At 32.7% G+C, this 21,763-nt stretch carries 22 protein-coding genes and 3 pseudogenes; 10 read left to right on the top strand and 15 right to left on the bottom strand.

Annotation, left to right across the window (positions count from 1 at the left end; all coding sequences use genetic code 11):
- Window positions 1–29 precede the first annotated feature (29 nt).
- Both JNUCC25_RS08965 and JNUCC25_RS08960 read left to right on the top strand, forming a co-directional pair.
- Window positions 30–380 (top strand): annotated as a pseudogene (locus JNUCC25_RS08965) (PhzF family phenazine biosynthesis protein); the annotation flags it as partial.
- Between the two features lie 446 nt (window positions 381–826).
- Entirely contained in the window at window positions 827–1,861 is a 1,035-nt protein-coding gene (locus JNUCC25_RS08960; protein WP_064471547.1) for a DUF3231 family protein, read from the top strand.
- Between the two features lie 369 nt (window positions 1,862–2,230).
- Here the strand turns inward: JNUCC25_RS08960 and JNUCC25_RS08955 are convergent, their stop codons facing one another.
- The 5 genes from JNUCC25_RS08955 to JNUCC25_RS08935 form a co-directional block, all read right to left on the bottom strand.
- Entirely contained in the window at window positions 2,231–2,704 is a 474-nt protein-coding gene (locus JNUCC25_RS08955; protein WP_064472224.1) for a hypothetical protein, read from the bottom strand.
- Between the two features lie 450 nt (window positions 2,705–3,154).
- Window positions 3,155–3,427, bottom strand: a complete 273-nt coding sequence (locus tag JNUCC25_RS08950) for a GlsB/YeaQ/YmgE family stress response membrane protein (protein WP_454223130.1) — start codon at window positions 3,425–3,427, stop codon at window positions 3,155–3,157.
- Window positions 3,428–3,733: 306 nt separating this feature from the next.
- On the bottom strand, window positions 3,734–4,552 hold the full coding sequence (locus JNUCC25_RS08945) for an STAS domain-containing protein (RefSeq protein ID WP_064471546.1): 819 nt from the start codon (window positions 4,550–4,552) through the stop codon (window positions 3,734–3,736).
- Window positions 4,553–4,619: 67 nt separating this feature from the next.
- On the bottom strand, window positions 4,620–5,360 hold the full coding sequence (locus JNUCC25_RS08940; protein WP_454223128.1) for an STAS domain-containing protein: 741 nt from the start codon (window positions 5,358–5,360) through the stop codon (window positions 4,620–4,622).
- Window positions 5,312–5,482 (bottom strand): hypothetical protein, encoded by a 171-nt coding sequence (locus JNUCC25_RS08935; RefSeq protein ID WP_454223127.1) that lies wholly within the window; start codon window positions 5,480–5,482, stop codon window positions 5,312–5,314. Before JNUCC25_RS08935 ends, JNUCC25_RS08940 begins: the two co-directional genes overlap by 49 nt.
- 391 nt (window positions 5,483–5,873) lie before the next feature.
- On the opposite strand from JNUCC25_RS08935, the gene JNUCC25_RS08930 reads away from it, so the two are divergent.
- A complete protein-coding gene (locus JNUCC25_RS08930; RefSeq protein ID WP_253880750.1) occupies window positions 5,874–6,206 on the top strand; it encodes an MEDS domain-containing protein in 333 nt (110 codons plus the stop codon).
- On the top strand, window positions 6,203–6,433 hold the full coding sequence (locus tag JNUCC25_RS08925; RefSeq protein WP_223272345.1) for an MEDS domain-containing protein: 231 nt from the start codon (window positions 6,203–6,205) through the stop codon (window positions 6,431–6,433). The genes JNUCC25_RS08930 and JNUCC25_RS08925 overlap by 4 nt, the downstream gene beginning before the upstream one ends.
- An 84-nt stretch (window positions 6,434–6,517) precedes the next feature.
- On the opposite strand, the gene JNUCC25_RS08920 is transcribed toward JNUCC25_RS08925, so the two are convergent.
- From JNUCC25_RS08920 to JNUCC25_RS08900, 5 genes and pseudogenes are all read right to left on the bottom strand, one after another.
- A complete protein-coding gene (locus tag JNUCC25_RS08920; RefSeq protein WP_454223124.1) occupies window positions 6,518–6,814 on the bottom strand; it encodes a hypothetical protein in 297 nt (98 codons plus the stop codon).
- Between the two features lie 468 nt (window positions 6,815–7,282).
- Window positions 7,283–8,671: a catalase gene (locus tag JNUCC25_RS08915; RefSeq protein WP_029324465.1), complete on the bottom strand. Its 1,389-nt coding sequence runs from the start codon at window positions 8,669–8,671 to the stop codon at window positions 7,283–7,285.
- Window positions 8,672–9,701: 1,030 nt separating this feature from the next.
- A pseudogene (locus tag JNUCC25_RS08910) lies at window positions 9,702–9,800 on the bottom strand (hypothetical protein); the annotation flags it as partial.
- A 252-nt stretch (window positions 9,801–10,052) separates the two neighbouring features.
- On the bottom strand, window positions 10,053–11,156 hold the full coding sequence (locus tag JNUCC25_RS08905) for an NADH:flavin oxidoreductase (RefSeq protein ID WP_064471544.1): 1,104 nt from the start codon (window positions 11,154–11,156) through the stop codon (window positions 10,053–10,055).
- A gap of 51 nt (window positions 11,157–11,207) precedes the next feature.
- Window positions 11,208–11,852 (bottom strand): DsbA family oxidoreductase, encoded by a 645-nt coding sequence (locus tag JNUCC25_RS08900; protein ID WP_029324461.1) that lies wholly within the window; start codon window positions 11,850–11,852, stop codon window positions 11,208–11,210.
- 151 nt (window positions 11,853–12,003) lie between these two features.
- Between JNUCC25_RS08900 and JNUCC25_RS08895 the strand changes: the two genes are divergently transcribed.
- Together JNUCC25_RS08895 and JNUCC25_RS08890 are read left to right on the top strand one after the other, a co-directional pair.
- A complete protein-coding gene (locus JNUCC25_RS08895) occupies window positions 12,004–12,855 on the top strand; it encodes a LysR family transcriptional regulator (protein ID WP_029324459.1) in 852 nt (283 codons plus the stop codon).
- Between the two features lie 110 nt (window positions 12,856–12,965).
- Window positions 12,966–13,250: a DUF4145 domain-containing protein gene (locus JNUCC25_RS08890; RefSeq protein ID WP_035439300.1), complete on the top strand. Its 285-nt coding sequence runs from the start codon at window positions 12,966–12,968 to the stop codon at window positions 13,248–13,250.
- A 508-nt stretch (window positions 13,251–13,758) separates the two neighbouring features.
- On the opposite strand, the gene JNUCC25_RS08885 is transcribed toward JNUCC25_RS08890, so the two are convergent.
- Window positions 13,759–14,190: an ASCH domain-containing protein gene (locus tag JNUCC25_RS08885; RefSeq protein ID WP_013056457.1), complete on the bottom strand. Its 432-nt coding sequence runs from the start codon at window positions 14,188–14,190 to the stop codon at window positions 13,759–13,761.
- 172 nt (window positions 14,191–14,362) lie between these two features.
- Here JNUCC25_RS08885 and JNUCC25_RS08880 point away from each other — a divergent pair.
- Both JNUCC25_RS08880 and JNUCC25_RS08875 read left to right on the top strand, forming a co-directional pair.
- Window positions 14,363–14,470, top strand: a pseudogene (locus JNUCC25_RS08880) (M4 family metallopeptidase); the annotation flags it as partial.
- Between the two features lie 972 nt (window positions 14,471–15,442).
- Complete coding sequence (locus tag JNUCC25_RS08875; protein WP_029324455.1) at window positions 15,443–15,913, top strand: DinB family protein; 471 nt, start codon at window positions 15,443–15,445, stop codon at window positions 15,911–15,913.
- A gap of 313 nt (window positions 15,914–16,226) precedes the next feature.
- Here the strand turns inward: JNUCC25_RS08875 and JNUCC25_RS08870 are convergent, their stop codons facing one another.
- The 3 genes from JNUCC25_RS08870 to JNUCC25_RS08860 form a co-directional block, all read right to left on the bottom strand.
- A complete protein-coding gene (locus JNUCC25_RS08870; protein ID WP_454223121.1) occupies window positions 16,227–17,705 on the bottom strand; it encodes an Lsa family ABC-F type ribosomal protection protein in 1,479 nt (492 codons plus the stop codon).
- Window positions 17,706–18,342: 637 nt separating this feature from the next.
- A complete protein-coding gene (locus JNUCC25_RS08865) occupies window positions 18,343–19,014 on the bottom strand; it encodes a hypothetical protein (protein WP_064471543.1) in 672 nt (223 codons plus the stop codon).
- A 184-nt stretch (window positions 19,015–19,198) separates the two neighbouring features.
- Complete coding sequence (locus tag JNUCC25_RS08860) at window positions 19,199–19,588, bottom strand: hypothetical protein (RefSeq protein ID WP_029324449.1); 390 nt, start codon at window positions 19,586–19,588, stop codon at window positions 19,199–19,201.
- Between the two features lie 209 nt (window positions 19,589–19,797).
- Here JNUCC25_RS08860 and JNUCC25_RS08855 point away from each other — a divergent pair, with 209 nt between their 5' ends.
- Window positions 19,798–20,109, top strand: coding sequence for a hypothetical protein (locus JNUCC25_RS08855; protein ID WP_029324447.1), 312 nt, complete (start codon window positions 19,798–19,800; stop codon window positions 20,107–20,109).
- Between the two features lie 70 nt (window positions 20,110–20,179).
- Here the strand turns inward: JNUCC25_RS08855 and JNUCC25_RS08850 are convergent, their stop codons facing one another.
- On the bottom strand, window positions 20,180–20,341 hold the full coding sequence (locus JNUCC25_RS08850; RefSeq protein ID WP_171843214.1) for a hypothetical protein: 162 nt from the start codon (window positions 20,339–20,341) through the stop codon (window positions 20,180–20,182).
- Window positions 20,342–20,929: 588 nt separating this feature from the next.
- Here JNUCC25_RS08850 and JNUCC25_RS08845 point away from each other — a divergent pair.
- A complete protein-coding gene (locus JNUCC25_RS08845; RefSeq protein WP_454223120.1) occupies window positions 20,930–21,487 on the top strand; it encodes a DUF3916 domain-containing protein in 558 nt (185 codons plus the stop codon).
- Window positions 21,488–21,763: the final 276 nt, after the last annotated feature.

The raw sequence follows: 21,763 nt of genomic DNA, 5'->3' as shown, positions 1-21,763 counted from the left end.
TAAAGGTTGCCAAAAATAGTGATCGATACCTTATAGAAGTAGCAAATGAAGAATTATTGAAAGGACTTGTTCCTAATTTAAACCTCCTTGCTACTCTGCCTATTACGGATTTAGTCGTAACCAGTCCTGCAACTAAGTATGATTTTATTCCTCGTTATTTTGCTCCTAGAATTGGAATAGAAGAAAATTTTGTAACGGGTTCAGCCCATTGTGATCTAGCTCCTTATTCGAGTCAAAGATTAAGTAAAAAACAGTTATATGCTTTCCAATCCTCTGAAAAAGCTGGAGAGTTATTCAGTTATTATCAAGATGATTTAGCTTATATAACTGGTAAGGCCATTACTATTTATAAAAGTCATTTCAATGAATTGTTACTCTAAGGAAAAAACATTCAACAACAGAAAAAAGGGTTCTGTTGCAATAATTTCATTTTTTTCTAAGAGGTATAACTGTCCTGTTGGTGTTCAATCTTATAAAGTTATTCCAAAAAGAGTGATTATGTTAACTAAACATGTATAAGATATACAGCTTAAGGACAGAAAAAACGCTGGGCCTATTCAGTGGTTTTTTTTGTTTATTGAAAGGTAGTCGTAAAGTGATGATTCAATCCGTCTTAAGTAGTTTATTTAAAGAAATAAACTTTATGAAAAAAGATAGAAAAAGCTAATGAAGCCTTGAGGAGTGAACTTTGTTCTTATACAAATAACAAAGGTTATAATTTACTTAATAGGCTTGGATAAAGTAGCAATATAATGTTTAAAGACTACAAAGAATAAAAATGATATAAAAGGCAACTCTAAGGAAAAATAAGCTTAGGAGATTATACATGAGAACAATTAAACCAACTAAAATAGGCTCAAAAAAGTCAAATTTCAATGAAAAATTGACAGCACCAGAAATGGGAAAACTTTGGGCAACCTATATGGGTAACAGCATGTCTAATTGTATTTTAAATTATTTCCTAAAACATGTTGAAGATCAAGACATAAAAAAACTAGTAGAACATGCGAAAAGATTAACTGAAGAATTTCAAAGGAGTGTAAAGGAAATCTTTATCAAAGAAAACATACCTCTTCCACATGGTTTTACGGAGGATGACGTTAATCTAGGTGCTCCAAGATTATTTGCAGACGAGTTCTATGTACATTACTTAAAATATGCAGCAAAAGCAGGACTTAGCATTTATAGCATTGCTATACCTTTGATGTATAGAGAAGATGTACGCAATTTCTTAACTTATTGTATGAACTCGACAATGGAATTAGTGGAAGAAATTAAAACAATTTTAATGGATAAAAGCCTTATTATTGAACCACCTATTATTCCAGCTCCAGAACAAGTAAGAATTGCCGACACTGATTATTTGAGTGGTTTTGTTGGAGACGTTCGTCCCCTACACGCATTAGAAATAGCTCATTTATACGATAATATTGAAAATAACGTAACAAGCAAAGCCTTAATCATGGCCTTTAGTCAAGTTGCCAAAAGGGAAAAGGTTAGAGACATATTTATAAAAGGGAAAGACATTACAAATAAAGCAGTTGAACGTTACATGGAAAAACTTCACTATGAGAGCTTACCAGCTCCAGGATTTATTGATCATTTAGTCACCACTTCAACTTTTGCACCTTTTTCTGATAAATTAATGCTGTTTCATAAGGTCGATATGTTTTCCATGAAAATACGAGCATTTGGGAATTCACTAGCTGTAAATGGAAGACATGATTTAGCGTTACTATATGGAAAGTCATTAATGAATATAGCAAATTTTGTTAAGGACGCATCAAATATTCTGATAGAGAATGAATGGATGGAAATCCCACCCGAAGCTGTAGATAGAGAAAATCTAGCTTCAAAATAGTATCTTTGATAAAAGTGAGAAAACAACAAAAAAGCCTTAATAAAAGGGATTTTTTGCATGTGATTTCTGATAAAATCCATTATGGTGCCTAAAGAAGATACGACATCAAATGGACCTGCAATGGGAGGCTTGAGCCGATGCGTGTTGAAAGGGACTCGCACGGTTCTTAGGGGAGGCAGGGGCGTGATGCCCCTAACTTACCCGACTTAACTAAACATGTATATCATATAAAGCTTAAAAATAGAAAAACCACTGCTCCCGTACATTAGTTTTTCTGTTACACATATTTTATGTTTAAGTACTGATGCCTCATGACGTCTTAATTAGTTTTACGTATATTTAACACTTTATTCGTATTATCCTAACGTTCTAAGATCTTTTGCCAGATAAAGTGTTATCTTTTACATACATTTCATAGTGTCCATTTATGTAACTAGATACCTTTAAATTAAGTAAAAGAGCTTTTAGGTTAACTATTTTTTCAGTATCTAACCCACACTCTTTTGCTATATCTTCAATCCCCTTTTTACTGATTTGTATGTTATCTTCCAAATCGGTTACTGTTTCTTTACTGTACTGGAAAGGAACTTCATCTATAACTTCTGTAATTAATTGATCCTGCCCTTCATACTCTAGTCTCCCTTTGACTGCAGCATGTTTTCCAATTAATACAGCCTGCTCCTTTATATCCGACAGCAGAATCATTAATCTAATTCGTTGATTCATTAGAATATGGTGTTTATCAAAAATAGAGATAAGTTTGGTTTGATAATCATCCATGGTTGTATGAAGTTGATGTTTTGCTTCTCTTATTACTTCTTCGCTGTTTTTAATAAGTATCATACTCAAATTCTCTACCCTCCCCGGATCATACATACTTTCATTATAACAAACTATAAAAAGGGAACGTCACTTTTCACTATTTATCACGATAAATAATGTACATAAACAAATATTATCATGGATTTATTAATCATTAACATTGATTGTAGGGAAATGTACCGACTCATAGTTTTTAAAGATTTACACCAATAATAAGCGACCTCATTAATTTCAATTAGAATTATAAGGTCGCTTATAAGAAATTCTGATTCAATTTTTGTATTTTTTCCGTTCTTTTATTGCAAAGCAATTGTTTTTTTATCAAACTCTCGTCTCATTTTTAACATGTATATCAATTATACTGAGCAAATAAATAAGGTAAGAATTTAATTTGAATTGCTTCTCTTCAATAAAGTCAGATAATATTAGAGTAGTATTACTAGTCACTCCAATTTACATTTTATCTCTTTCTCATGCATGATGACCATGAGTATTGTTTTGACCCATTTTGCGCATAATAAAGCTTACAATTAACACTAAAATAATCGATCCAATAATAGCTGGGATAATTGCAAATCCACCTACGACTGGTCCCCAATTACCTAAGATAAGTCCACCTAACCAGGCACCAATAAAACCAGCAATAATATTACCGATAATTCCTCCAGGGACATCTCGGCCTGTAATTAAACTAGCAAGCCAACCGATAATCCCTCCGACAATTAGCATCCATAGTATTTCCATTAAGAATCGTCTCCTTGTTAAAAGATTTAGTTGACTTTACCCCTAAATGAGACGAATTAATCGTGGGATTTTTTTCTTATTTGGAGGCTTTTCTCTCAGTTAAGTAGAAAATTTCACACAGATTTCTTTAAATAGTTACTAAGTGCTAGTCCTATTCACCATATGAATTTCCTATATAAAAATAATCCATATATCATAAATTTATTTGTTTCTATGGGTCGTATAATTCGTTTTATGGTAACTAATCTCTTATATGATATATATCTTAAATCAACTTAACTCAAGAAAGCTAGGAACTTTAATCTCCTAGCTTTCTTGAGTTGCTATTGCTTGTTTAACAGTTGCATAAGTTTTAATAGAGGAGAAATCAATGCCATTTCTAACAACTGTTTGGGCAAGTTCAGGTCGTATACTTGTCATCACTACCTCAATACCTTGTAAGCGAAGAACACTGTAAATATCAAAGAGGTAACGTTCAGCTATACTGTCTATATTTAAAATACCTGAAAAATCAACAATTAGATACTCTACCTTCATTTCAATAATTTTCAAGATAACATTCTCTAAGATATATTCAGCTCTTTCTGAATCAATAGAGCCAATTAGTGGGAGAACAGCGGTTTTATCTTGAATGGGGACCACAGGAACAGATAATTTCAATACTTCTTGTTGCGCCTTTTGAATAATTTTATCTTTCACTTGTTCAAATACTACAATCGTTTCATTAATACTTATATCGAGCAAATAGTTAAATCGCTTATTAATAAATACAAATTCTTCTGAAGAAAGTCCATGCTCTATACTTATTTTAGTAAGGTAATCGATGAAGACTAGGCGCGTAGGAGGATAGCGTGTAATAATAATAGAGACTCTCTCCCCTTGAGATGCTGTACGCTTACCATTGGTCTTACTCCATTCAACAAGTCCTTCAGGTACGTTGTTTTCACTGCTATGGAGACTTTTTCCTAAAAACCTAATAAATTCAGTATAGACGATAATTGCTTGTTCAAGCTCCTCCTTTAGAGCCTCAAAGTTAGGGCTTTGAGAAATTTTTTGAACAATTTCATTTGCTAACATTTCTGCGTTATCATTTAAGTATCTAGCAACGCCTATAATCCCTTTCAATAATTGTCACTTCCTCATCTTCTTATTCATGAATACGTTTAGTTAGTCATTTTATCTCTTGCTTTCTCTATTTATTGTTTTTGGCACGAATAAGTAGATCTTCTATCGCCTTTTGTAAACTTGATTTTATAGTCAAGCTACTAAAATCAATACCTATACTTACAATGGTCTGTGCAACTTCCGGACGAATTCCTGTCAAAATTGTTTCTACACCGAGAAATCTTAAAGAGTCTATCACTTTAAAAATTTGATCTGCTACCATGGTATCTATAATATAAACACCCGACAAATCTACTATTAAACGTTGAAGCTGCAGTCTGTTTGCTGATTTCAACGTTTCTTCCATTAGATAGTTGGCTCTTTCCATATCTATATTTCCAATAAGAGGTAACACAGCGATTTCTTTGGCTAAAGGTACCACAGGAACCGATAATTCAAGAAATGTACTTTGCGCACGTTCAAGAGTTAATTGATAGAAATGCACATAACTTAAACTAAAGGAATAAGCTGCATGATCGAGAAGAGGATCAATAATTCCGCCTACTTCAAATACAGTATCTATTGACATCTTATCTTTCTTTATTACTTCCTTTAGTGTCTCCCATAAGAAAGTTCGATAATACTTTGTATCTTTTAACGCTTCATCCAATGAAACCTTCAAATTGAAAAACATTTCTCCTGTTTCTTTTCCCCATTGTGTAAATTTTTGGAGTGCTGTTTCTTCATCTAGATGATCCCTAAGAACTTCACCAAATAGACTTATAAAGTGAGCACGAATATTAATAAGTTCAACTTCAAAAGGAGCCAATTTCTTCTTTTCTTCTTTTCTTCTTCTGTAATACCACTAATTCTACTCTCATGTACCTCATTAGCGATTTTAAATCTATATTCTAAGATTTTATCCCCTAAAAATCCTATTTCATCTTCCATCTTTTCCTCCGAAAAGCCTGTTGAGGCTATTATTTAGTTTTTATATTAATTATACCACCACGTGTCAAAATACTTATTTTTTCGTTAATTTCTTAGTATAAAATTCTCTATTATCATCTTTAGTACTTATTATACAAATTTGTTACAAAGGGTGAAAAATCAAAGTCGAATTCGTCTGCTATGATATGATTAATCCAATAAATAGAAATCTTGTATGTTATACACATCATAAAAATAGACGTTAAACTGATGCTCTACGGCAACTTGAATAGTTTACTCAATATATTAAAGGACGTTCAACATCGGAATATGTAAAATTAACACAAATAAGAATATCTTATTATTCTATAGGTTTTTAATTTTTTTTGCTAAAATCACTCTGAGGTGAACTATGAAAACAGTTAATCCTATATCTAATTCTAAAAAACTTGATATAGGTCATGTCTTTTACCGTTTTGAAGATAAACAATTTTACATAAATAATTTAATGAGTTTTATTAAGAATGGATTAGAGAGTAAACAACGTATATTGATAATTGAGAATATGAGGGCACTTCCTCTAATAAAAGCTAATATTGATAAAAAGTTTAATCATAAACAAAAAGAATCTATTCGTTTAATTAATAATTTTGATTATTACTTGGCAAATGGTGATTTTTACACCAAAACTATTCTTACTCATTTTCAAGAAGATTTGTCTATGTTGAAAATGAAAATACAATGATAAAAACATGGGCTCACGTAGAATGGGCTTCAGAGAAACCAGATGTTCTTTTACTAGAAGAATTTGAATCAACTGCCGATAATTTTGTTAAGGAGGAAGGTATGGTTTCAGTTTGTGCATATGCTGCTGATTCTTTATCTTGTACTTTGGATACTACTCTGCAGCAATTACATCAATACATTATGACAGATCATAACTTTTTTATTTCCCCCTTTTACAATGGGTGAAGTTATTAAAAGTATGGCCAACAATCTACTTTTTCTACAAGTTATATAAATGTAAAAACTATTATAGCGAAAGTATTTCACTATTTACTTAACATTATAGAGTTTCCATACATATTTCTCTTTATAATCTATATATTTACTCCAACGATCTCCTTCTCTAATATAATCTTCAAACGTAGCGTTTCTAACTACAATATAACCACCACATTCATCCGCGGTCTGTTTTGCAATGGATTGTGTGTCAAAGGGAAACGAGACCAATTCATCATTTGTAAATTCGTAACTAGAGATTTCTTTCCTTTTTACGTTTCTACATGATTCATTTACATAATATAACTTACCTAACTTTATAAGGTAGTATAGATATTCTTTGTTAGGCAATTTACTCCCCTCCATTTCTACACCCTTCAATTGCTTTATAAGTAAATATTAACCTATTATTTGGACTTAAAAACCTAAAATCCTTTTAAAAATCCACCCTTTTAGAATAGCTTCAATTACGCAATGTGAATGTGTTATGCTACCGAAATAGATACCAATTAGGTAAGGGAATCGGAATTCTTTAGATACTATGTAGCTACTAGAGTAAGATTGCCTGTCCACTCGAAAAATGACAGATAAACCTTACTGCAGTAGGTAAGGAGTAGGTGGTTATGCAGGATGTGCTCATTTCTTATATACTGAAGGTTGTCCTTTTGAAATCAATAGCACCACAACAAATTGTATATCTCAGTTTCTAAAATAAGCAATCAAAGCAAAAAAAGAAGGATTGAAACCCTTCTTTTTTGCTATATAATTATTGGGCTGGTTTTGCTAATTTGAAGGAAATAAAGACAATAAAATTTAAAACTATCTTCTTGTTTGCATTTCAATTTGTTGAGTAACCTTCTTCCCAAGTTCCTCTGATGCACTGCATAGATAGCTTAATACAATATTTTGTGTATCCTTTGATATGCCAGCAAGATCAGTGGAGAGGTTGTCCACTAAATGTTCTTTCTGCACAGGAGAAAGAGAACAATAGTATTCACCAGCCTGCGTAAAATCATCGGTTTCAGGCAAGTCCGATCGTATAAGTCGTCCCTCTACCCATCTACCATTTCCACTAGTCATGAGGGAGTCAGGTGACCAATTTTCTTGATGGTTGATTCGAATTTTACGAAAATCTGGCCCCAAGCGCCGACGTTGTGAATCCGAATAAATATTTGCACGCCCTTGAAGCATTTTATCGTCGGATAATTCAACTCCCTCCAGAAGATTCGACGGTGAAAATGCTATTTTCTCTACTTGTTCCATAAAATTAGTTGGATTACGATCCAATACTAATCGTCCAACCGGTAACAAGGGGTATTGCTGTTCATCCCATACCTTGGTATCGTCTAAAGGATCGAAAGAAAGAATAGCTTCATCTTCTGGCTTCATAAGCTGTACATAGAGCCCATACTCCACCGTCTTTCCCATTGCTATGGTATCATATAGATCCTTACCAGCAATATCAGGGTTTTCGCAGGCTAACTGATGTGCCTCATGACGGTCAATATACTGTTCACCAGCAAATGGAATCCAACGATATTTGACATAATGACGAGTTCCTCGTGCATTCCTCCATACATAGGTATTTACACTATGACCAGAAATATGACGCAGACTTTTCACTGTGCCGGCATCCGAGTAAAGTCGAACAAGGAAATGAGTTGATTCAGGGGCTCTAGCTACAAAGCTCCAAAATCGTTCAGGGTCTATTAAATTATTTACTGATGAGGGTAAAAATGCCTTAATGGACTCTGGAAAACGAATAGGATCTCTCACAGAAAACACGGGAATATGGTTAAAAACAAGATCAAAAACACCTGCTTGTGTATAAAATTTAGTAGCAAATCCACGCACATTACGAGAGGTATCTGGAGTACCCTTATTACTTACAGCAAGAGAAAACCTTACTGTGGTGGGAACTTGTTGGCCAGGTTGCTGTAAAAAACAAAGTGTTGTGTATTCGGACATAGAATGCTGTGTCTCAAAGTATCCAAAAGCGCCAAACCCTTTCACATGTACCGGCCTTTCTATAATCTTCTCATGAACAAACGTTTCCATTGTTTCATGCAAAATACTGTCCTGCTCTAGTATTGGACCTCTTTCACCTATAGTTTGCGAATGAAATTTTGCTGGTATATCCTCTGCCCATTGTGTAGACCTAAGACTTTTTAACTTATTACTTTTCTCCGTATTCTTGTTTTCTTCCATAATCCTACCTCCTATATGACCAACTCAATTATTTTAATACAACACAACACTTATGTATGCTAAGTCTCATGGCAATTATGACTAAAAATATTAAAATTACGAGTGGGAATTTTGGCTTAGAAACATTTTTTGGCTTCAGCCAAAGGTCAAATAAATTTAAAAAACGAAGAAAATATTCTCATGAAAATTAACAAGCTTGTAGTAGATACGTAAGCACTTTGGTAACATTGCATATCCACTCAAAAAATAAAGAAGAATTCTTACGGCAGTAGGGATGGGCAGATAGTGATGTAAGATTTGATTTCATTTCATATAGGAGATGTTGAGTGTTGTTCAAGTAAGGCTAATAAAGAGCGAAAGAACGAGGCTTAAAAAGGAGTGATTGATTATGATGTATGAATTAGAATTCGTAATCCTAGAAGAACAACGTGTAATTGATCATGCATCCCATCAACAGAGACATGATACTAATTTATCAACTGAAGAAACTTTTTTTAAAAAAAAGTACTGCATCTAGAAATCCCAATGTAACACAATCTAATTCTCAATGTTGTGTATCATGTTGCTAACGTTGTAAATAACAGATAATTTTAAATTATAAGTATAATAAAGGTGAAATAATGGTATAGTGGGAGATAAAACTACCTTATGAGTTATAAGTGAGGAGGTTTTATCTTCCTTTTTTTATTCTGTGTTTCTAAAAAATAAGACGGGGAGGATTTATATGAATAATGTTATTGATCTTTATCAATTCCGAAGACATAAAAAAATTAAGAAGGTTTTCCGTTTCATTGCATTAATTGCGATAAGTATTATATTGATTATGTTTATCTATATATTACTTATAATAGACACACATCATCCTTCTGAGTTTCCTTCTTACATTGAGCCTAAACCATAATACCTGAATGCTCTTAACCTCCTCACTTAAACTCAAAAACCTATTAGTAAAACTTAATAAAAACAGATATAGGCCCTTTTGAGTTCTTAAGGACCCAGATACTATATATTGAAACTACACATTTTTATTTTATATACTCTTCTTCATTCCGCATTCTCTACATTCACGTAAGAAAACGCCACCTTTTACGGAACTTTTGAAGTAAGCTGAATTGCAATTGTCGCATCGAACACTTATCTTATTATCGAGACTGAAATTCAAATAATATAGTTAAAATAAGGGTCCTTACATATTAGACATGTATAATATGTAAGGACTCTTCTATTCACAAACTTTTTTGTAGCCAAAGACTCAAGCAATAAATAGAGTGATGAATTTTATCTAATTCATCACCCTATTCATTATGCGTTACTATGTTAATTATAAAATTTGGTTTTTTCTTATTCAAATAAGGCACTATTACTAATGCACGGAGAATATCTACACTTCAAATCCTTTGATTTTAGCGTCAGGACTTAATGTCTTTTCTGGTACAAATTCGTCTGGTTGTTCTCCATTTTTCACTTTGTTTGCCCAGTCATGGTTAGCAAGTGCTCCACGACCTAAAGTGATGACATCTGCTTCACCTTTTTCGATAATTTCTTTCGCTTTTTCTGGGTCATGAAGGCTTCCGTTTGCGATAACAGGTAATTTGCTGTACTTTTTAGCTAATGCTGCAAGAGTAGCTCCAGTTCCTTCGCCTTCAGAGAATGCAGGTTGCCATGCTTCAAATTCTGTTACATGGATAAAGTCTAGTCCTGCTTGTCCTAACTGACCAAAAATAATTTCAGCGTCTTTCTCTTTATCGGCCCACTTATGATAATAGTCATTTATTTTACCTTGAGAAATTCTAATACCAACTGGATAGTCTTTTCCAACTGCTTCACGCACTGCTTCTGAAACCTCTACTAATAAACGAACACGATTTTCAGTAGTGCCACCATATTCATCAGTTCGCTTATTTGCATAATCTGTTAAGAACTGGTCTAGGATATACCCATTTGCACCGTGGATTTCAACTCCATCAAAACCAGCCTTTTTAGCATTCTTTGCAGCCTCAGCAAATCCTTTAATTACTACTTTAATATCTTCTTTTGTTGCTTCTTTAGGTACTGGGAATTTACCATTACCACCATAAACCTTCATTTGTTCTCCTTTTGGTTCAACAACTGATGGCCCGATTGAGTCCTTTACAAATCGATTTCCTTGAGATAAAGCACCTGCATGCATCAATTGAAGGATTATTTTTCCGCCTTCTTGATGAACAGCATCTGTAACCTTTTTCCAACCCTTAATTTGTTCGTCATTAATGATACCAGGTTGATCGAAATATCCTTGACTATAAGCATCATCTGGATATGTTCCTTCAGTTATGATTAAACTAAATCCTCCACGAGCAAATTTCGCATAATAATTAACCATTTCGTCAGTGGCTACACCTTCTGGTGTAGCGCTTGTGCGTGTCATTGGGGCAACACCTACGCGATTGTCAATTGTAATACTACCTAATTTCACTGTGTCCAAAAGTAAATTGTTGTTTGGCATAATATATACTCCTTCTTTATTTAAAATTATATATGGTGATAAATTGTTGAATTAACACCTATTAATTCCGCACGCCATACCCTCTGGGAAATCAGGCTGCTTTTTATTAATTTCTTCTGCAATAATATCTTCAAAAGATTCTTTAGAACGAATACCAGCTATTTTGGTATCACCAATAATAAAAGTGGGCACTGCAGAGATATCTGCTTCTTTATATGCATGTTGAAGTGCCTTTTGATGTGTCTCCCGATACTTTCTCGTTTCCAGAGCTGATCGGTACTCATCTGTATTTAAATTGACTTCGCCAGCTAGCTTGGTCAGTATATTAATATCACCGATATCTTGTTCTTCTTGGAAAAAAGCTTTTAGTATACGTTTGTTATATTCGTTTCCTTTCCCATTTTCCTTTGCATATTGATAGCCTTCAAATGCCAAATGAGTATATGGTTGAGGAGAAACTTTTGGAAGTACTATATTAACTCCCATTCTTTCTGCCATAGGGTAAACAGATTGTCTCCAAGTGCTCTGTAGATAGCTCCCTTCAGGCTTTAAAGTTTCAGTCGGAAAAGGACGTAATTCATAAGGCATCCACTCTACTTCTACATCCTTTCCTTTAATTGCTGCCTCCAATGGCTGTTCAGCTAGAAAACAAAAAGGACAAACGTAATCAGAATAAACCTTTATCTTTACCGTCACGTATAATACCGCCTTCCTTAACATAATTAATTTGTTACTATTGATAACAAACTTGTTATGCCCTTATAATAATATACAATATATAATCAGTAAAATAGATATATCAGAACGTAACGTTCAATAAAATTGAACTAAGGAAGGAAGAAGCAATATGGAGCTTAGACACCTGGTCACATTTAAAACGATTGTAGAGAAAGATGGCTTTAAAAGAGCAGCTGATCATCTCGGGTATGCTCAATCGTCTGTTACCACCCATATTAAAGAATTAGAAAGAGAATTGGGAAAACCCTTATTCGATCGATTAGGTAAAAAAGTGGTGTTGACTCAATATGGTCACCACTTTTTACCGTATGCGGCCAAAATCATTGATTTATATTCACAAGCTTTAAACACCAATGATGAGCCGATTGGAAACCTCATTATAGGTATTTCTGAATCACTCACAATAGACCGTATCCCCCCAATACTAATTGAATATAAGAGATTATATCCGAAGGTTAGTCTCTCTTTAAAATCAATTGATAATTATGATGTAACATCATATTTACAAAACGGAGATATTGATCTTGCATTGATACTCGAGAAAGATGATTTATCCCTTCCAGAACTTTTTACGGAGAATTTGAAAAGAGAAAAAATGGTTCTAATACGCCCTAACGACGTTGAAGACTCTAGTACAGTACTATATACCGAGCGATCATGCAGTTATAAATCTGTTTTTGAACACTATATAAATTACAAGCAAATGGATGTAAAAGAGAGTCTGGATTTTCAAAGTATTGAGGCTATAAAGCAGTGTGTTAGAAGTGGTCTTGGTATTTCGCTCGTTCCTTATTTCTCAGTAAAAGAAGAGCTAATGACAAACAAATTGTCGGGTGAAGAAGTACCGCCAGATCATCCTGCCATTTCTACTTTCCTTGCTTATCACAAAGATAAATGGCTCTCACCAGCTATTTTAAAAATGAATGAATTGATAAGGGAACATTCTAAGGGATGGGAATAATCTTTTATTACCCAAATTACATTTAATGCGTATTCATAATGAATACGCATTATCTAAAGCACTAACAACAACTAAAAAATTAACATTGTAATAGCAATAAAAAAGGGAGTATTGATAGCATGATAGGACAATTGGTAAGAAAAGGATTACCAGAAGAGGTGGAAAAGGCTTTAGATAACCTACGAGTAATAGGAAACGAAGCTGTGCATCCAGGTACTATAGATATAAAGGATAACGCTAATGTTGCATTTGCTTTATTTAGACTATTGAACTTTGTTGTAGATAGAATGATTACACAATTAAAAGAAATTGATGAAATTTATGAATTGTTACCTGAGGGGAAAAGAAAGGGAATTGAACAACGTAATACTAGAGTCACTAGTAAACAAGGTTAAGCATACCTTGTTTACTTTTATGTTAAAGGCATCGTAATGCGCTCACCGTAAACTTTAACAAATTTAAAGTGAATTTAAAAACTGACTTTTAAAAAGCTATTTTATATCATTACTCTTACTGACGATAAATGAATATTTTTCTAAAATATAAGCATTTTAGAAAGACTTTTTTAATAATACATTTCAATTTTTATATAGAGGCTTTTAACATAAACTATTCTGACGAGTTTCTTTCTTTTATTTTACCAAAAGTGTTCGTAAAAGTGTGTCGTTTTTAAAGAACGTTTGTAAAGTGATTTTAAATATAAGTGAACGTTAAGAGTAATGGATTTTATATCTGAAAGTAAAGTTCGTAAAGGTATACTTTTTCAAACTTTATTATTTTCTATTAATTCACGAATCAAAATATATAGATGTCTGAAAAAATAAAGAAGCTAGAAGATTTTGTGCGTGAAAAGTGGGTTCCTGAAGGAGCTGATTCAGCCCATCGTGTGCAATGTATCAGCTCCTATAAAATTAAAACATGCTCCCATAATCCTAGCTTTCCCTTTGCTGGAATAAATTCATCCAGCATCTGCATATCCTCAACTACCCAAGCATAACCTCCCACTATAAAGTTACCCATAAAATAGTCATTCCCTGATACGATTCGACCATCCTCCAGAATGGCCCATGTCTCATTGTTTTCAGTTACCTTCAAACAATCTACAAGTTTGCATACAGCAATGATCTGGCCAGTTGGAAGATTCTCTGGTGTGTATCCGTGCTTACCAAGCAACGACTTTATGGCTATATGGTTAGAGACGTCTTTATCTATTTTTTTACTTGTGTGAATGGCAAGTGGCCCCCGATAATTCGTTCTCCATGACCTTGTTTCATATGTTGCCTCTCTAAGGACAAAAAGGCTTGCCCACGGCTGGATCATTGATAAAACCTTCATTCTGACAGCCTCCAACCTATAGAAGTTTATTTTGATTATAGAGTGTCCCTTTAAAGGAATATTATGAGCAAAAGGCAGAATATCAGTTCACGGAGATCTAATTTATGAGGCATGAGTCATGACCAGTGATCATTAATATCATATATTAATCAGCGAACTATTTTTGTTAGGTTTTACAAACTCACTAGATGTGATTGGGCACGAACTTACACATGTAGTGACCCAGTTCACAAGCGGGCTAGAATATGAAAAGCAGCCTGGAGCTTTAAACGAACAGATTTAATGTGGTTTTTTATACCAATTGTGGAAGTTTACGTAACGGAAGGAATTCAACTGGTGAATCGATTCAACTAGGCGTAAGTAAAATTAATATTTATAGTGATATGAAGTATGTATATTTTACAAAAGCACGCGAAATTCTAAGTACTACCGAATACTGGGATCCACTTTATTTTCCGAAAAGCCAAACAAAAAGCGTTTGTCAGGTTGAAGGGTGCAATGGTAAACACAAGAGTTTAGGTTATTGTTCGAAGCATTATAAACGATTTAGAAGTCATGGAAATCCTTTTTTAGTTGCGCCAACACACGGAGAGATTAAAAGGGTAAAAGATTAAATTTGTCATAATTAAGGTTCAGAAAAAGGGTTCTCCTTCTTACTATGAATTATATTATATTTGTCCAGTAGTACAATATTAGATATGTAAATAATAAATTATTTACGATATATTTATGGTTTTAAACTTCACACTTATTGAAGACAAAATAATAATTTTTCTACAAGATATGTAATAATTAACGTTAATTTTAATAAAATACGTTAGGTATTATTCTTATTAATAACTTTAAATTACATTTATATAAAATAATATTGTATCTTTTGTTTTTTATTATATGTCATAGAACTTTATCTTTTATATTTGTAAATAGAAAAACTAATATAATACATAAAATAAGTTAATATTTACTTATTAAAGTATTGTGTTTTATAAACTTATTTTATGATTTAGATATGAAATAATTATTCTTGTTTATAAAGATATTGCACTAAGAGGATAAGTGAAAAAGAAGAAGAATTTACTCCTTTAGAAAGAGAAAAAGACAATCTGTTAATAACAGTATAAATGACAAGAATAGATAAGTTATGTTAACTGGGTACGAATATTTTGAAGCACTAGAGGTAACTAAGTTATATTCTTCTCTCCCTATAGGTGGTATAATATGGATGATTGTATCAGTGAAAGGGGAGAAAGAGATGAACAAACTTGTATTCAAGCAATTTGAAATTGGAAGAGAGTACTTCCTCAAAATTATAGGGGCTGTGTCTGAGGACCAAACTGATGTGCAGCCAGATGGTTTTAACAACACAATTCATTGGCATACAGGTCACGTTTTGACAGTTACTGAACAAACTATGTTTGGTTTTCCTCATGCAACAACCCATCTTCCAGCAAACTATATGGAATTGTTCGGAAATGGTACGAAACCAGCCGATTGGAAGGGAGATGTGCCTACTATGGATGAGCTTATGATACAGCTAAAAGACCAATTGGCTCGTATTCAGCAAGTTCCTGCTGAACAGTTAAACAATACCTTAGAAAAGCCATTTCTAGGATGTAAAACCTTTGGAGAGCTTGCGGGTGTTACACTGATGCATGAAGCCACTCATATGGGACAGATTCAGGCAATGAAGCGAATAATTGAACATGTGGGCGTAAAAAATTGAATTTGACAAAATGATATAACAAAGTTATCGGAAAGTATAGCCATTTTCTCCTTTTCTTTATATTAAAAAGAGAGAGTGGGGTTCACGTTATTACCTTGTATTAGACAGGCTTTATAAGATGTCTTCTTTAACTATTGGCTAGTCCCAGTAGTTTTTTCTCTTTTTAAGATGAATATAATATACAAAGTTAACATAATGTTGCTTATCTGTACAAAAACAAGACAAAACCTTTTTACAAAGGGTTTTGTCTTGTTAAATATATACTAAAGGTTTTCAAGTTTACTAATAGTTTCTTTTAATTCTTCATATCTGCTTACATAGAGATGATTTTTGTTGCAACTGTTTGTTGAAATGCTTGATCATGCTCAACGATAACCATTGTGGGACTAAAGCTTTGAATGAGCTCCTCAATCTGCATACGCGAATAAATATCAATAAAATTTAATGGTTCATCCCAAATATATAAATGAGCTTTTTCACATAAACTTTTGGCTATAAGCAGCTTTTTCTTTTGTCCACCAGAATAGGAAGATATATCTTTCTCAAATTGAATTCGGTCAAAATCCATCTTACGTAGGATGGATTTAAATAACGTTTCATTAATCTCATATTCTTCAATAAAGTCCGATAATCGTCCTTTCAAATGAGAGGTATCTTGTTGGACATAAGAAATAATGAGGCCTGAACTTAAATTCATTGAGCCTGTATACTGTATTGGTTTTCCTAGAATTAGTTTTAGAATACTACTTTTTCCACTTCCATTCTTTCCATCAAGTACAATACGGTCACTTTGTTCAACTTTAAAGCTAATTGGCTTGTTTACTATTTGGTCATTATACTCAACAGATACATCAGTCAAATTAATCAATTCGTTTGATTGACATTCTAATGGTTCTAATTTTAACGACTCGGTTTTTTCCACATTTTTCAACAGCTTTGACTTTTCTTCAATAGCTTTTTGTTGCCTTGATTCAAGGTTCTTTGCTCTCTTCATCATCTTTGCTGCTTTATGTCCTACAAAACCTTTATCCAACTTAGAACCAGAATTTGTTGTTCCATTTTTTGAAGATTCCACTTGATTAGACCAACCTGTTGCACGCTTTGAAGATTGTTTTAATCTTCCAATGTCTTTTTGTAGACGATGATTTTTTGCCTCTTCGTGCTCCTGCTGTCTATCAAAGTTTAATTTCCACGAAGAATAGTTCCCATTTTGAACTTCAATGTTTGCTCTATTGATAGATAAGATATGATCCACGCATCCATCTAAAAACATTCTGTCATGTGAGATTAAAATAAACCCTTTTTTCTTTCTTAGATAATCAGAGACTATCTTTCGTGCATCAGTATCTAGGTGATTGGTTGGTTCATCAATCAATAAAAACTGACCCTCATTCAAAAAAAGTCCTGCAAGCAACACCTTTGTTTGTTCCCCATTTGATAATGTTTTAAATGGTCGGTACATGACCTCCGCATCAACATTTAAATAGGATATTTCACGAAGAACTTCCCAATCTTCTACTTGGGGGCAGATTTCTTCTAAGATTTCATGAGTATACTTGTTTTTATCTGAAACTGGATAAGGGAAATAATTAAATTCTACCGAGGAAATGATTTTCCCACTATACTCATAATTCTCTAATAATAAATTAAAGAATGTTGTTTTACCTCGTCCATTTCTACCGATAAATCCAAGTTTCCAATCCGTATCTATTTGAAAGTTTACATCTTCAAAAATATTGTCAAAGCTACTTGGATAAGAAAAAGTTAAATTTTGAACTTGTATCATTGACATAATAATTCCTCCTTTGTATATCAACACTTTTTACTTTTTATACAAAGTCGGCACATCCATCTATTCTAAATTACTCTGTATAAGTTTGATGGATATTAACGACTTATACAGAGTATTACATGCGTAACAATAGTGTCTAAATTGCTCATTTCTCTCTCTCCTCTATTCATCAGATTAAGTTGCAGAATTAAAAAATATTAAGCTTACCTATGAGAGCATAAAAAATCCTCCCAATTTGTAATTGGAAGGATTAGTCTTTCACTTATGTTAAATAAGTGCTTATTTGCCATCGGAATAATGACAAATGAAGTATAAACTGATTTATAAAAATGGATAGACTAACCCTATATTTTGTAGTTTGAAGTTATTCATTTCAAATAAAAATATAGATTAGTTAATCATTGTCCATTCATCAGTCCTCTCATAATTGTATCTTTATATTAACAATTTTTTTTATGGAATACAATGTCGCAATGTATTCCATATCGTTTACGATTTCCATCTGTAATAAAAACCAAATTAGAAGTAAGCTTTTATTTATAAATTTAATGTTAAGTAGTCTTTCTAGTTAACATTAAACATTTTATCGGTAGAAGTAAAACAGCCCTTTTAAGGGCTTTTATGGCTAACGTAGTTGTTATGTACCTTGTACCTCTGTTTTGAGCGTTAAACATTCCTTACAAAAATAAAAATATATAATCATTTCTCCCAGAAAGAGGTCCACCACTGATATAAGATCTGCATTAAAATCCTGAGTAACACTGGAAACATATTTCATGTCGTGATTACAAATTGGACAGCTTATATCGTTTGGCTTCTCGACATATAGAGGCGCTCCTAACACTCTACATATATACTCCTGACCAAAAAAGTCAAATGCATCATAATAGGCATCTTCATTGACGGGTATATCTTCTCCTGACATATTGATAAGTTTGAGTTTCGTATAAGGAAGTGGAACTGGTATTTTATCTTTTTCATCTTGAATCCATTCTTCTTTATCATTTTGAATTAAAATAGTAACATTTTTTGTTGTAGGATTTAATTGAAATAGTTGAGGCTCCCATAAAGTAGAACAATTTAAGCATGATATTAAAGGTAATTCTTCAAGTTTAGAAGTTCTTAGTTCACTTAATCTATCATCCTTTAGATCAAAACATAAAACTTGATGTAAATCTTCGCCACATAACTGACATTTTGGTACATTCCATTCTTGTCCTCCGAAACGATGATTATAAACATCATTGCCTTCAATGGCTCTAAAGCCTTTATGACCCTTCCAATGCTGTCCATAAGGTTCATTTATCATTATAAGTCCTCACTTTTATATAATTGTTAGCTTTATTATAACCCAACATAAATTACATTTAAGAATTTGTATACTCCATTCATTATTAGTTTACATAATCACAGTTACAGGAACCAAAAGGAGCACATTAAGTGCTCCTTTTCTCATTACCTTATAGTATTTCTTAAAGAATTTTATTATTGCTCTATTTGTCTTTATTATTTAAGTCGTGCCAATCCCAATATGAACTATACAGTTCATCATGTAAAAATTCTTCATCTTCATCTTGTTTTTCTTCTAACTTTAAACCAACCCATATATCTTCTTCGTTCTCTAATACAGGATCACTTACCCCATCTAGTAAACAAAAAGCACTATGAAAAGCACCCATAATGTTATCTCTTACGATTTTTTCTATTGCAATAATACTTTCGTCAGTAAAATTTTGAGAATTTAAAGCACTTATTTCATCTTCAGTTAGATCAAATTCCTCCCAGGATAATTGTTTATCTGGTTGTTTCAATTGGTCCCCGACTTCTGCATATTCCTTAATGATACTATGTAGTTCTCTTAAAAATAACTGTTTAGAATCCATATTTAATTCTCCCATGTATGTTATAAGTTCTATTTATTATATCAGTTTCACTTTGATACTCAGTGTATAAAGTATACAAATTCAGTTTATATAATACCAATTAGAGGAAGAAATCTAATAACGAACGATTACGAGTTTAATTAGAATAATGTATTAGTGATATACCAACAGATATAATATAATGAAATAAAAAGGGAGAAATATCCAAAATGAAAAAACGCTTGTTGAATTGGAGCATTATCATTGGAATTACTACTATTTTGGCTATTGGTATACCACGAACAATAAGTAATGAAGCAGAGGGTTTGAGTTCGCCAGAAGAAGAAAAAAAGGTAGAACAACTTGAAGGAGATTTCCGAAAATGGTCACTTAGACCACTGGACAAATTTATGGTGCAAAGTTACCAAGCTAAATCGAATGGACATCAGTGGAACACCGTAGAGCAAAAATCAATTGAAAATTATCGCGTCACATATTACACCTTTTTTGGCATACGTTACATGGAAGTAGAAGTTAGTTAAATCTAATAAATATATATAAACATAAAGATAAGAAGCCGTGGGAACAAGGAGTCCTTACGGCTTCTTATCTTTATGTTGCCCCCAAAACTGCAACTATTGTGATTGATAAAACAGTGCTTAATAACAAAGAGATGATCCAGTCTTTTTTATCTGTCATTTTCAAAAGTATATTTAAGGTTGAACTAATCGCAAGCAGAAAAAGAAAAACGAATAAAGTCATAATAAATTCCATTTCCTCATCTCCTTTTTTCCTTATAATTACATTTTATCACATTAGAAAGATAGAAAAGTGAATGAATACAATATTCAAAGCTAGTTTACATAAACATTCTTCAAGGAAGCAAGAAAGCAAAAGAACCCTTACAAGAAAAGGGTCCTCTCATGGATGCCTTTAATCGGATATGCAGCCTTTTATACACCATTGATATGATGGTGATCTCTCCAGGTATGTTTGAAGAAAAGGCGTATAAAAAGACTACCCTTTATACATATGTCGATTCATCCAAAAATAGCCATTGTGGCAAGAATGTGCTATTGTTTACTTGCGGTTATATTTTGGTACTTTATAATTAGCAATCCTATAAAAAGCTATCTCATTCTAGGAGATAGCTTTTTACTTTTATCTTTTACAGCATGCTTTCAGGTAATAAATCCAAAGAAAAAATTAGAATCATGAGAGTTAAAAGAAAAAAATGTTGATGTGTATTGTATAATAGTGTAACTTTGCTGTTTTATCACACATTTTCACTTATACCTATGTAAAAGTTTATAAAAACGAGTTATAGATAAAGGAAAGAATTGAGTGGAGGAAAATTACAACATGAATCAATGGACGCATAATAGTTATTCAAAAAAGAACGTAAGGGGATTAGGGAGAAGATATCGTGCTTTTTCAAAATATATTGATGAACAGCTAGATTCTCTTCCGACTCCGGATAATATCGATCCTTACTATACAGGTTATACATCTCTTCACCTTTCTTTTGCTATGTTTTTTACGAATTCAAAGAAAGTTCCAAGTAACGCAAAAAGGTTCTTTGTCCAGAAAATTATTAATAGAGTCCAATACCTTCTTGATCTAAGAACAAAGGAACAAAAGGAATATCGTATCTTTTGTATCTTTAATTCATCTGATCTAGAAGGTTCTAGTATTCTAATTTTATTTACTAAAAAAGGAATGGAAAGTTTTTATCAGGGTTTTTTTAGCACAGAGATAGAAGAGGCACCTTATATTCACTTACATCACACTCAAAATCTTGAAGCAGAATGGGGAATAAATATATCTGAAGGATTAAGTGTTAAAGGATACAAACCATGCAATACTGACTATGAAGATAAGGTCCAGGATGAGATATGGTTTATCGGAAGATTAGATTGAGTTAAACATTATTGTGTAAATAAAACAAGCTACCTCGGGGTATTAAAGGGAGGCAGCTTATAAGGAACGCTTAAAATGTAATCTGTTTCTAATAAATTATGGCGTAATTTTTAAAAAGACTATTTTTATAGGAACTAGCATATTTATAAAAGCTGCATGAAGTATAAAATTTACTCATCGAGAACCCTCACTGCCACAAGGGGTTCTCTTAGTGGTGTGTTCCTAAAAGAGTGTTTATGTAAACTAGCAATGTATATGGTATACAGTCCAAAAACA

The sequence above is a fragment of the Priestia sp. JNUCC 25 genome (genome assembly GCF_053667915.1).
Note: the sequence above shows the minus strand (reverse complement) of the source record. Positions and strands in the feature narration are given on the sequence as shown.